Below are 13487 nucleotides of genomic sequence, written 5' to 3' on the forward strand. Positions count from 1 at the left end.
GATACAGCGTGGCTGTATTACAATTTGGTTCAAACGACACAAAATCTTGCTTTAAGGATGTACAGTTTAACAACACAAACTCAACTAAAACTGCATGCTTACCGTCACCATAAAGCTGCGTTTTGGCTGTGGGATCAGAGAGTTTGCCCAGCCTTGAGAACGCTGCTCAAAGTCGTCGCCACTGGCTGCGGCTTCTGCGCCGGAATGGTAGTAGATTTCATCAAAGAGGTTCTTCACCTTAAATGCTACTTTGAACGATTCGAATTGGTAAGAGATATTCGCATCAACGGTTAAGTAAGTGTCATTTTCTCTGTGTTTTGCGCGCAGCGCGTTTCTTAAATACAGAGGCTTACTGGCTATCCAGTTGGCTCTTAAATTTACATTGAATTGGTCACTGACAGGCACATTAATACCCACATTAATTTTATGCGGAGAAATATCGCCAAGCTCTGCATCGAGGTTACTACATGGATCATATGACAAAGTATGTTCCTGAGCTATTTCATGGCAGTTTTCGATCCCATCACCAACCCATGTTCCGAGCTCATGGTCGTAGCTGACACTGCTTTTTGACTTCGTGTAGGTGTAGTACAGATAACCGGTGATATTAGCTGCGCCTGTCATGAAGTTACTGAACTCAAACTTGCCGCGATACTCTAGCCCATAAGTGCTGCGTTTTCCTGCATTTTCAGCCTCTTCTTTAATGACATCGTCGTATCTGGCAGTAAACAGTGATAGGTCGTGCAGCCAGTTGTCTTGTTGGTACATATAGATGACTTCAAAGTTCTCCGCTTTTTCGGGCTTCAAGTTAGGGTTTGCGGATCGGCCGCTCCAGCCTCCCCACAATTGTATTGGAGCGGGTTCCTGAAAAGCCGTACCGTAAAGTAACTTGACAGTTGATTGATTAGAGAGAAAATAAATAGCTGACGCTCTGGGATTGGTGGTGCTGCCGTACAGACTATTTTTGTCATGTCTTAGCCCGGCATTAATGCGCCAGTTATTGATGTTCCAGATGGCCTGAATGTAGGCCCCTCTGTCAGTTAAACTGGCTAAGTTTTCGTCGGGCATCTGGCTTAATGTATCAGGTTGGATATTAATAGTACTGTCTGTGTTGAGTGCAACTCCATCACCCGCGGTTTCGGGCGTATCTGATGAGCAGAATGTCTCTGCAAAATAACCACAGGCATCATATGCTTTAGTCAGTTCCTTATCCTCAAACTTAATACCGCCACTTATTTTTAATTGTTCGCTGTAATCGAACTCGTAATCTTGTTTGAAAAGCCAGCTTTTATTAGAGGTTCGCCAGTGCGAAATAGTCAGTGTTGAGACAACCTCTGGACCAGTCAGTGCAGTTGACCCTGGAAAGGCCTCAACCCAGTAGCCACCATTATTACTTTTTCTGCTGAGCAGCATAGTGTCTACCTGCACTTTGTCTTGTAACGAACCGGCATGGCGCAGGTAAAACTGTTCAGAAGTGCGATACCACTGGGCCGCTGGCTGGGCTCTGTCATGAGGGTATTGTGGGCCCCAGCCATGACGCATGTCCCATTCAATAATTCCCAAAGTCAGGTTTTTAAATGTCACATCGGCTAGAACTCCCCATTCCCTTTGTGGGTCGTGGTAGCTGCCAAAGTCGTTGTATTTAGAGCTGTGAGGACAGCCATCTGCATCGCAATTAGCTGACAGAGCAGTGTCGTAAATCACAGGTCCCCAGATATCTCGGTTACTCAATAGTTCGTTACTTACAAACCCCCAGGGAGCTAGATCATCAATATCTGCTTCATCACTGGAGTAGTATTTTGCAGACAGGTTATAGGTCAGTTTTTTGTGGTTGCCACCTGCGGTTAGGTCAACGCTCTGGGTATCATAGCTACCTGACTGAACGTTCACTGTAAAAAAGTCATCATTCTTATACCTATCTTTAGCATTTGAGGTAACCAAGTTTATGATCCCTAAAAATGCATTGGGTCCGTAAACTGCACCAACCGGGCCATAGAGTACTTCTATACGCTCGATGTTGGATAGTGGATAGTTTTTTGACAGGGTAGCTTCGTGATACCACAAATGGTTATCTACTATGCCGTTGACTAGCATCAGGGTGCGCTGGGTGAGTGGTGTTCGATAACCGCGCTGATAGGTGATCACGCCGCCATTACCATTGGTTACTGTGCTGTCAAATCCAGGTAAATCTAGAATGACCTCATCAATACTGGTGTAACCACGCTGTTTAATATCTTTAGCAGTGATGATTACCATAGCGGCTGGGGCATCGCGCAGTGTTTCTTCAATACCGGAAGCAGATGACACGGTTAGGTCGAGCAAGTCTTCAAGACTGAGCTCCATTAATGTGCCGGACTGCTCATTATGTGCATACGTTATTGAACTGGTGAGCAGGGCGGCGGAGCATATTAGGGCTACTAGGTTTTTGTTGTGATGTATTTGAGTCATGCTTTCGCCTTAACCCTACGAACTGCAGCGGATCAATGACTGTGTCGCACAATCAAAACGGTGATCTTTTTTCGTCAGCGAGGGTCTTACCTATATCTTTGGAGGGTAGGCTATACCGCTTGTTTGTCAAGATTTGATGGTAAGAGGACTGTTGATAGGGCAGGCGGACGGGATCGCAGTTTAAGGGGAAGTTTTTTCCAACTGCTCAAAGGCTAGTTTAAGCGCTTCAATAAATTGCACGTCAGTAGATAAACTCGCCACGACATAGAGCTCTTGGCTGTCATCTATGGCCTGGTGACGTATGTATTGAGGAGCATGCTTGGTCGCAATTTGGGCAGGAATATGAGAGGCAAACATAGTGTGCACCCTGCCTTTACTAAGCATTTGCCATGCTTGCTCCATATTGGCAACGACAACAAGGTTGTCGGTTTCTGTAAAACCTAAACTCAGAAGCTTACTTTCTTCATAACTGCCCCGGATTGCGACTGTTGTATAAGTAAGGGCATCCTCGATACTGGCTACACTGATTTTGCCACTACGCAGAGAATAAAAATCATACTTTAAGGTGGTGATTTTATAGAGCCAGTGAAACAGGGGAGTACGTTGGTGCGTTTTTGCCATGGAAAAGAGCAACACATTGGGTTGGCTCAAAGCCATATTATAGGCGCGAGCCCAAGGAACAACCTCGATATTGGTTTCAATACCTGTCAGGGTAAGTGCTTGATTGACCTTAGACACGGCACTACCAGAAAGCCTGTTACCCTCACCGACTATGGTATAGGGGGCAAAGTGTTCGGTATATACAGAAAGTGCATTATCCTGAGCGCTTATTACGGTGCAAAAAAACAGAACGCAGGAGATAAAGGAGCAACCAAAGATTCGTGACATACATGCTCAGACAAGCCAAACTCATCATAAGTTTAGTTACGACCAGCCTATTTTGCACAGTCTGAATTGATGTGTTAATTACCAATGGCCCCCACACCTTATAAAAATGAAGTGACACCCAAAGCAATCTTTGCTTGTGCTGTAAAGGTTCTGAGTACTCCTGTACAGATGTGATCAGTATTAATCACCCGAAGGCTAGCCCTGAGTACCACAATATCAGTCCCCAAGACAATACATGACTCTACGGTAGGCATTGGGGCTACGTCGGCATTTGCAAATAAGGCGGTCATTAGTAAGACAACAAGGCTATATATACGGCGCTGACCAACTAAAAAAGGATTGACTAAGCCGCTTGATTTGTTGCATAGCGACGGCAAACGCACTCGTGATAAAGACTACAAGGATTGAACCGGCAAGCAAAAAAACAGCAAGCTTTGGACATCGGAGCAAACTCGTATCGATGCTTTGAAAGTGGCGTTAAAAGATTAGCCGCTTATTTCACCTCGCCAAGGCATACACTTTTTATTGCCTCACCATGAAAGGTTTACGGCTTGTGAGTTCCCAACAATCCTACCACGACTCATTTCGATACAAGCAACAAAAGGAAATCATCTACATGCATCAACAAGAAGAGTTAGCTACTTACCCAACGCGTACCGCGTCTTCGGTAAGCAATGCACTCAATTCAGACTCAGTGAACGTCGATTTGCTGTCATCAGGTGTCGATGTCGCCAAGCGTTACGCTTCCCAAGTAGTTTGGGACCATTTCAAAGGAGATGCCACAGCTAAACTGATCATCTCAAGTGTATTTAATTATGCGGTTACGTCTTTAAAATCCTTAAACCCTTGGGTAACTGCTATTTCACAAGCCTTGCTAATGCTAGCCAAAGTGCCCCCAGGTGTTGTGTCTGCAGTACTGTGGGCTGTGGGAAAAATTTGGCTGTGGGCGGCCAATAAGTTTTACAACGGTGGCTGGATCGCTACAGCATGGGGTGATATAGATGAGCCCTATATTTATCAATGGCTTAAAAAAGGAAGTGATGCCCATGGAGCATTGCGTGCATTAGTTGCAGACTTGCAAGCTTGGGTGCAGTACATCCAAGATAAACTTGCTAGCCGCGTAGCCCGTTTAATCGGAGTATCTGAAGCTGATGAAGCAGATGACTCAGGACAGCCCGCAGATGAAGAAGAGCAGTCATCTCCCAATATTGTCGATAATAAATTCGTTTCATTGGGTATTAATCAACCGGAGCTGATGGATTGGGAAGATGGAGTCAGTAAGCCAAAAAGAGCGGGGCTTCATGGTACTGGTGTGGCAAAAGTAAACTTGCTCGGCCAGCAATTTGGTGGGGACGTAGATATCAAATTACCCTTTGGTAGTGGTTGGGAAGTGTCTGTTAAGCCCGTATTTGCCAGTCAGCAGGGGGTCGGGTTTAGTGGTTTTATCGCAGCGCATCAGGTTTTAGGTGATGAGTTAGTGATAAATGAAGAAGGCCTATCTCGTTTTAAAGCCAGTATTGTAGGGCTTGATATTGCTAATAAGCGTGTGTATTCAGACTTAATGTCACTGGATTACAACAAGCAGCAAAAAGAAGTGCATTTTGCAGGTGACGCACATGTTCCTTTGTGGGACAAAAAAAAGCTGGATGGGGAATTTGACCTAAAACTTGATACCGCAGGTCGATTCAAATCTGGTAGAACAAAAATTTCTTCGTCAGATACGTTTGAAGTGATCCCTAACTTCTTATCGATTAGCAACCCAAGTGGTGAAGTTGACATTGCAAAAGACACCGCGCCAGAATTTGAAGTCAGTACAGATGCTTCTTTACATGGTTTACCAGGAGGCGTTAAGGCATCTATAAGCCAAGCTAAGGTGATGTATCACGACGAGCAACTAGGCGGTGAAATTGAGCAAGCAGATGTTGAGATCCCGGTCAGTAAACATACGACCATGACGCTGGCAATGACAAAGGCAAAGTTTACTAAAGACGCCATTGAAGCTGAAAACGCTTATATGGATCTGGAGCACGACAACTCCAAGGTTTTAAACAAGAAGGCCATTGTTGAATCAGACTTTTTCTCCGGTAATTTTGACTTTGGGAAAGTGTTTGAACTCAAACAGTTAAAAGTGCATCAAGGGCTGAATTCACTCAAATTCGAAGGTGGAAAGTTCACTTATGAAAAAGATGAAAATAATGGATTGCAGTTACTTAGAGCACGCATATTAGGATTGGAAGCATACTACGATAACGAAAAACGCGAAGGTGGAATATCGGGAGAGTGGAAGAAGGGCATTAGTTTTCCTGCATTTTCCTTAGATTTTCCAGTCGGCGCTGGCGTTGCTGGAGTGGGTGTAGATATCACTGGAGGTTTTGATTTCGCAGCCGGAATTGGTGCTCGGATTCAAAACAAGGAAGAAGATAACACAGAAACGCAAATGCTCTTCAATGTATTTGGTGAAGCCTCTGCCAGTGCAAAAGCTAAGGCCAGAATTGAAGCCGGGGCGTTTGTTGGCGTCCCATACTTGGCCAAGGTTCAAGGTGGGTTATTTGGTGAGATACGTGGCGGTATTGAGGGCAAAATCTTGACGTCGGGTCGTTTAAAATACACCCGTGGGCAAGGTGGAGATAGCTTTGGGCAGTTTGGTATCGATAAAGATTGGCCAATGCAAGGTGACTTCAGCTTAACTGGATCGTTAGAAGCTGAAGTTGGGGCATCCATCAAAGCTAAAGTACTGACATTTGAAAAAGAGATTGCATCTGTTTCCATAGGAGATTGGACCCTAGGTGAATATACGCTAGATGGTACAATTAACAGGAGCCCGAATGGCAAAGGTTACATCGTTGAACGTTCACAAGGTAAGTTTGTCAAAGACAAGCCTGAACCCGTAAAAGTAACTAAAGAAACACTCTCTGTTGACAAGTGGGTCAATCAGCTAGAGAAAGACCACAGTCACATTGAGTACACAGAAGATGAAGCGAAGAGAAAGCTGCCAGAAGTTGCGAGGAAAACGGTTTATAGCCATTTGAGCCCACTGCAAAAAGAGGATGTGAGTGAAAGGTATACTAACTTGCTCAAGTTGATGCCACAGCGTCTTAAGTTTGTAAAAACCTATCAAAAAATCAAAGCGGAGAGAGATAAATTACCTACCAGTGGCACTTATATATGGACACCCAAAGTTTGGAATGAAGCGGTTCAGCGCAAAAGTATTTGGATTTTTGAGTTTAGTACTAGCAAGGCACAAGTCGCAGAGCAGTTGGAGAAATACCACAAGACTCACTCAATATTAGAACGCAGAGTGATCCTCGCAAAACTCGAAGAGATTGCAACAGACTATCGTCAGAACAAGTCTAAAAATGAGGACAATAAAGAAGCTGCGAAAGACTTTTTAGAAAGTATAGAAAAAGAGCGACTCATTTTGATGTAGCTTTGCCGCTATCGTTGTTGATTATTCAATGTGTGTAATACCTTGTAATAGCCATTCATTTGTTTGTTTACTATGTTGCTCTCTAGATTTGAGCGGGTGCCATTGCGCAGCGGCTTATATCGATACAACATGCTAAAGGAACAAATAACCATGCCAAAACTTAATTGGCAACACACAACAATGGCCAGATATGGTCCTAAATTGGTCGCATGAAAATATTCATTTCCTCATGGGGGATTCGAAATTTTTATTACCAAAAAACCTGAAAAAGCAGCCTTATGGCTGCTTTTTTACTTATAAATCAAACATGTCCTTGTATTTTAGCTAAGTTAACTTTAGGTACATAAAAGTTGATGTTGTTTCCAATATGTATACAATGGTTTTTTTTGTGAAATTAAGGATAGATATGGAAACAAAATGTTCTCAGCCTTTTCGGGTTGTGCTCTTATGTATGTTTTTCTCTGCATTAAGTACGGTAGTAAATGCTACTGAGCGTGTATCGGGATATATATATAATCAATCTTCTACTTTTTCGGTACATCATGAACCTAGTGCCTCCACAGATTTTTTGGTTGTAGAAAGTTCAGCAGCAGTGACAACGCTTAACTTTAATAAGTTTGCAACAATTGGTAAGCCTGTACTTATCAAGATCCCCAGTGACAGTAATATTGAAACCTTAGTGGTTAATGCGTCATCAATTGATATTCAAAATTCGGTTTCGGTGATGGGTAAGCCCGTGGATTTAGTGTTTATATCAAATGGAGGCTCTGTAAGTTGTAATAACTGTTCTTTTGATAATGCGGGGAGAGTATCTTTTGTAAATGGCACATTTTCTGGTGGCATTGTCAGAACGCGAGTCGGTGGTAAAGTGACTATCTCAAACCTAAGTGCGCCAGGTTTGCAATCTCTTGAAGTGATGTCCGATAGTATTGTTACATCAGGTGTTATTGACTTGAATTTACGCGCTGAGCGTCATCCTAATAGTGGATTCATTCAATCAAGTAGGGGCACGTATGTGCTGGGATCTGGGGGGATTAACCTGTACCCCGGTCGCTTTACTATTCGTTATAGCAATCTCGATATGATCTCTTCGACGACCCTTTCGAGTAATTACCAACCGGTTGGTACTTTTAAAGCAGCAAGTATTGGTATTGTTACGTCGCAGCCAGTGACTATTCCTACTAGCACTGTACTCAATACCATGTCGGATGCTTTGGCGACTAGCACGCGACAGGGACAGTTTTACGCGCCAGCAGAAGGTGTGTTTATTCAAATAGCTGAGCATGAAAGTGCGGCGTTGAATGTCTACGGTAAGCTCTATAGTGACCGTATCATCACAACAAAAACCATCGGTGCGACGACTTATCGATCTGGGTCTAGGCTGATTGGTCAAACCGTCAAGAGTTTTTCAGACCGCGGGATGTTAAATCAGGGCTATATTGATGCAGGGAGTATAGAGGTTGCTGCTAGCCGACTGATTAACTCAGGCACCTTAAATGGTTCTAAAGTTAATATCGAAGTTGAAGGTGACGTATACAATACCTTTGGCGGTGTGATAAAAGCGGGCACTTTGAGCGTTGATTTGAATGATGGTATTTTCACCAACGGCTCTCGAACCAACAGACTAAACTGGCCTACAAACAAGTCATTGCAGGCACCGTCTATTAATGTCAATAGCTTAAAGCATGGCCCGTATTCAGGCTATAGCACAGCGGGTACAGCACAAAGCCGCCTCAGCGCAAAAATTCATGCGAACACCATAAAAATAGTGGCAAAAGCCATCGAAAATATTAACCCTTACCATATTGAAGAGCCAAGCGGTGTTGACTGGAGTGCTGGTATTCGCGTAAACACAGCACAGTCGGAGCAGGTTTCTATTGCAGCAGAGTCAAAAATAGAACTTAAAGCAAGTCAGTATATTCGCAACTCTTCTGCCATTTTACGTCTTAACCAGCAGGGGCTATTCCATATTGATACACCGCTGTTATTTAATGAACGTTACCGCCTTGAAACGACCTCTTACATTATTTCTCGATACGCTTATACGTCAGAAAATAAAGGAAGCCGCGATACGGTAGAGCAGGGAATCGGGACGAAAATTGCGGCTTACTCACCTCCGGGGCGAATAGTCAGTTTTGGCGAGTTTCAAATTGGCAGTAAATCAGTACCTTCGAACAGACGTCGTTTTGTCAATGCATTTTCGTACATTGAGCTTTTTGGTAACGCGCGTTTCCAAAAACTAGATTTGGAATCAATTGGCATCAAATTAAGCAGTACGGTCGCAACAGATAATTTTTACGCCATTAAGCAGTGTATGGCCATCGGAAACTGTAGCGGTACATCGGTTGATACTTCTGTTGAAGGTGAAACCTTACTGGCCATTCATGGCAATGTGTATGGTATTAACCCGAATGTAGAGAGTCAAAGCGACCTGACTGTCACTGATTCAAACTCATTGAATGCAACGACCAACGCCAAGATTAGAGAGTACTTCCAACGGTATGTAAAAGTTGTGGATGAAGATACTTATGAAGGCTACTCATCTCCTAAAGTACAAGATCAATGGGTTACGGCGTATTTGTATAAATGTGATGGCTATCGATATGAAGAGCACGGTTTAGTTAAAACTGAGAATTGCAGTTATTCCTCAGTAAGAGTGGCATTAAGTACGATACTTGGCGAAACATCAAGCGCAGATTTTGAAAATACAGGTTACACCTTTAAAGAAGTGACTGATGCTGCGAAATCTTATGCAAGTCGCAGGAGGTATGTGAGCCGCGCAGAAGACTACCGCTGTGATAATCAACGTTACAGTTGCACCGCGCAAAACTTTAAATACCAGAATGTTGTAGTCAGTGACGGCGGTAAAAAAGTGACAGTGAGTTACAAGTATGAAATCTCGATTGATGATGAGTTAGACGATTTTGACACACCCTTTATTCGCTATATCTCCAAATCACCCACGATCACAGTGGCGGAATTGATGGCTGGTAAATAAATGGAATTTAAAATGAAAAAAAATAATGAGGCTGATAAGCCCGTACCATTTTACAAGAAGGCCATTGCCTACTTAAATATTTTTATGTTGCTAGGGCAGGTGTGTTTGCCAACCCTGGCTCACGCTTATAATGCTTTTGACAAGACGAATGCTGCACAAGTACTGGCAAGCTCTCCTGCATTTACTAAGGAGTCGAGCAATCGCCAGACATTGTATGTTAAATCTGAGCACATCGTGGAGCAGTCACGCGCTCAAAATGCTCAGACCATAGCTGGTTTTCATAAACTGCTTCTGGACAATAGAAAGTCAGCACTGCCTTCACCACAATATATCCCTATTTCCACAGGCTCGATCACGGTTATTTTTCCGCATTACCCGCTGGCAAAGCTGGTGGGGGACAGGTTTGTTCAATCACGCCTGATCCGCTCGCAAATTTATGCCGAGCTGAACCGCAACATGATCTCAACTGCGTATGCTGATGAAACGGCTCAAATAACGCAGTTATACCAAAATGCATACGAACTGGCTAAAAAGGGGAGTGTTACTTTTGGTGAGAAAGTACCTAAATCAGTTTACGACAGTTTTGGTAAAGATTTTATCTGGCCAGAGTTTAGAGACATCAATGGAGAAAATGTACTGTCTCCAGTGGTACACCTGAGCGCATCGACAATAGAAACGCGCACCGTAAACGGTCACCTAGTCGAATTTACAGGCTCCGATGTAAACTTTAGAGACATTACTGTTAACAATGGCACCTTGCTAACAGGCCGTGATACTTATTTACGCACAGCGCGAAACCTTACTGTTAATCCCGGAGCACAAGTCGCCTCAGATGGCGATCTGAACCTATTTGTTGGTGGTACTTTAAGAAATTTATCAGGCAGCCTGACAGCAAGAGACAATGTAGACATTATTGCTGGTCAATATGAGCAGAAAACGTTAGTACACCGTTTTTCTAGCCGCTATGAGCGAGGCTCTCGCTTTGGTGAAATTGCCTCGGTCAGTGGCGAGAATATTCGTATTCGAAGCATGGGTGACATTGTTATTCAGGGCGGTACGATAACTGGCAATACTATCGGTTTACGTGCTGATGGCAATATTCGACTAATTTCTCAACAAACTAGCTACGTTAACAATGAACCGGTTGGCGAATATTCGCAATCAACTTCTGAAGTCAAACACTTGACTACAAAACTGTCTGCTAAGGACAGTATCTACTTAATGGCGTCTGGTGCGATTGAACTCAAAGCAGCAGAGTTACATGCCGATGAAGGGGTTATTGAGCTACTGGCAGGCCAGGGCATTTTTGTATCCAATGAGTTTAATCAGTTCCAGAAGCAATCTAGTGCAAAGTGGGGCAAAACTACAGAGCAAGAGCAGGAGTTCCAGACTATTGCCGTGCGTTCAGCATTAGAGGCGGGCAAAGGCATAATGGTAGCGTCGGATTTCGGCGATATTACATTAAAAGCAGCCAAAATAAACTCTGGTGAAGGGACTACGATAGATGCGCGTAACGGCAAAGTAAATCTGTTGCTTGCCAAAGAGCAGGACCACTATTTTTACAATCGGGTTAAAAAAGGCACCTGGAAAATAAAGACCGAAACTAAGCAAGATACGGTCGATACTGCGGTGTATAACGAGATCATCGGCGGTGTTAAGGTCAAAGCGACCCACGGAATTACGCTTGAACTGGGGCAGTATGAAGGAGAAAGCCTACAGGATACGCTAAATACATTTAGCAGTAGCAACAGCTTAAGCTGGATGTCAGATCTGCACAATGATCCTGAGCTTTCAGGCAATATTGATCTCGTTTATCAAAAATTAGAAAGAATCCATAAACACGATAAAACCAGTACATTGAGCCCAGCGGCTATGGCGGTTATTGCGATTGCTGTATCTGTTGCGATGGGTCCTGGTGGCGCGGAATTAATCGGTTCCACAGGATCAATTGGTTCCTTCGGTGTGATCAATGGTGCCGCGATGCAAGCGGGTGCTTTGGCGTTGGCAACACAAGCAGCTGTAGGACTGGCCAGTGGCAAGGGAATCGATGGTACTTTGGAGTCGATGTTACAAGAAGACAGTATCCGCTCTCTTGCGACTTCAATGGTTACCGCGGGTATATTAAACAGCGAAGCATTTAAAAGCCTGAAGTTTTTTAGCAATGCAGACATTGGCTCTACATTTTTTGAAAGCCAAAATGCGATTGATTTAGCAAACCAAGTTTCCATGGCTGTTGCAAATGCTACGGTTAGTGCTGGCGTATCAACGCTAATTAACGGTGGTGATTTTGGTGATTTCAAAGGTCAATTTGTTAATTCATTGAGAGCTTCTGCCATTAACACCGTTGGTGAAAAAATGGCTTCCAAAATCGGTGAACTGGCAGATGATGGAACGATAGATCAAGCTGTTAGATACTTATCTCATGCAGCACTTGGCTGTGCAATAGGAGCCGCTTCAGCGAGTGCAAATAATGCTGAAAAAGGCACTGCATGTGCATCTGGGGCGGGCGGTGCCGTAATTGGAGAGGTAGTCGCTGACAAATACAAATCAAGTCAAGATTATCATACTAAGCAAGCTGAGTTAGAAGGCATCTTAAAAGACCTTGGTTTAGATGAGTCAAAATTTGTTGGGTTAACGCACGAGCAGAAAAAAGCACTTCTTAAATCCAATGCGCCAAATCTAATGAAACAACTTAGCGAAATCAAAGCCAAGGGGGTTGATCTTGCGAAGTTGGGCGCTGGAGTAGGGGCGTTTATCGCTGGAGCTGAGGTTAATATAGCTGCTAATGCTGGCGAAAATGCAGCGGAACATAATGCATTTTGGTTTGTTTTACAGGCCGGTTATATGCTCTACAAAGCATACGACTTGTATCAAACAATTGAAGGTGCGATCGCTATTGGAGAGGAGTTAGCTGCAGCTAAAGACAATCCTCAAAAGCAGATCGAAATTATCAAAAAGCATGCTATTTCGCTTGGTATCGATATTGTTGTTGGAAAAACTGCCGCAGAAACATTAGGTAGTTTGATTAAAATAGCGAAGTCTAAAGGGATTGTTCCTGAGCGTGTCGTTGAAGAGCTTAATTCTATACTGACTAAGCTAGAGTCTGGAAAACCTCAGAACTATAAACCAGGTGAAAGCCAGCAGTCTCATGTCGACTTTGAATTTGGGCCGGTTGCTTGGGGCGCCAAAGTTGAGAATAAACTTGAGTTAGGCAGCTTCATTGAAGACAATAAAATTAGTTTAAAATCAGGCTGGGATGCTAACAGGTTATATGATGAAGTTCTCAAAAAGCCAGAAAATGGAAAGAGGCCTCCAGTTGAAGACTACCTGTCACAGGAATATATAGATTCTCACTTAGATAGATTCAAAGGGGGAGCAGTTCGATTTACTACAAAAGATGCCATCAATCAGTTTGGTAGTATTGGCCCAAGTGAAGCTTTTATTATGCCTAAAAGTGACTTTGATGAAATTGTTCGACGTGCTAATGGCAATGTTTCTGAAATAGAAATTGCGCTGGGTTTAAATTCAGGTGACTTGAGCAATGGAGGTACCGTAGCAGCGCATATTTTACCTTCTGAATTGGGAGGGATACGTCTACCAAGTGGCAATGAGATGGGGGCGAACGATATGTGGGTACCTGGAGGTGTTACTTCTGGGGGGGTACGAGAAGCTATCTTAGATGTAACTCAAGTTCCCTTAAGAATGCTCAAGTTTAAGTAATTGTTT

General features: G+C 43.5%; 5 protein-coding genes. 3 read left to right on the forward strand and 2 right to left on the reverse strand.

The genetic code is table 11. The features are described from left to right. Positions 1–84: 84 nt before the first annotated feature. Positions 85–2448: a TonB-dependent receptor plug domain-containing protein gene (locus J8M00_RS24855; RefSeq protein ID WP_211013092.1), complete on the reverse strand. Its 2364-nt coding sequence runs from the start codon at positions 2446–2448 to the stop codon at positions 85–87. Between the two features lie 180 nt (positions 2449–2628). Next, positions 2629–3336, reverse strand: a complete 708-nt coding sequence (locus tag J8M00_RS24860) for a substrate-binding periplasmic protein (RefSeq protein ID WP_211013093.1) — start codon at positions 3334–3336, stop codon at positions 2629–2631. 616 nt (positions 3337–3952) lie between these two features. On the opposite strand from J8M00_RS24860, the gene J8M00_RS24865 reads away from it, so the two are divergent. From J8M00_RS24865 to J8M00_RS24875, 3 genes are all read left to right on the forward strand, one after another. Beyond that, the gene (locus J8M00_RS24865; RefSeq protein WP_211013094.1) at positions 3953–6763 is read left to right on the forward strand and encodes a hypothetical protein; all 2811 of its coding nucleotides are present in this window, start codon (positions 3953–3955) and stop codon (positions 6761–6763) included. Between the two features lie 406 nt (positions 6764–7169). Further along, positions 7170–9761, forward strand: a complete 2592-nt coding sequence (locus J8M00_RS24870) for a hypothetical protein (RefSeq protein ID WP_211013095.1) — start codon at positions 7170–7172, stop codon at positions 9759–9761. A 12-nt stretch (positions 9762–9773) separates the two neighbouring features. Next, positions 9774–13481, forward strand: a complete 3708-nt coding sequence (locus J8M00_RS24875; RefSeq protein WP_211013096.1) for a DUF637 domain-containing protein — start codon at positions 9774–9776, stop codon at positions 13479–13481. Positions 13482–13487 lie beyond the last annotated feature (6 nt).

The sequence above is a fragment of the Pseudoalteromonas luteoviolacea genome, from assembly GCF_018100925.1.
GTDB lineage: Bacteria > Pseudomonadota > Gammaproteobacteria > Enterobacterales > Alteromonadaceae > Pseudoalteromonas > Pseudoalteromonas obscura.

Coding starts and splice junctions, on each gene's coding strand:
- J8M00_RS24860 (WP_211013093.1), bottom strand. CDS start 3,336: ATGTCACGAATCTTTGGTTGCTCCTTTATCTCCTGCGTTCTGTTTTTT.
- J8M00_RS24875 (WP_211013096.1), top strand. CDS start 9,774: ATGAAAAAAAATAATGAGGCTGATAAGCCCGTACCATTTTACAAGAAG.
- J8M00_RS24855 (WP_211013092.1), bottom strand. CDS start 2,448: ATGACTCAAATACATCACAACAAAAACCTAGTAGCCCTAATATGCTCC.
- J8M00_RS24865 (WP_211013094.1), top strand. CDS start 3,953: ATGCATCAACAAGAAGAGTTAGCTACTTACCCAACGCGTACCGCGTCT.
- J8M00_RS24870 (WP_211013095.1), top strand. CDS start 7,170: ATGGAAACAAAATGTTCTCAGCCTTTTCGGGTTGTGCTCTTATGTATG.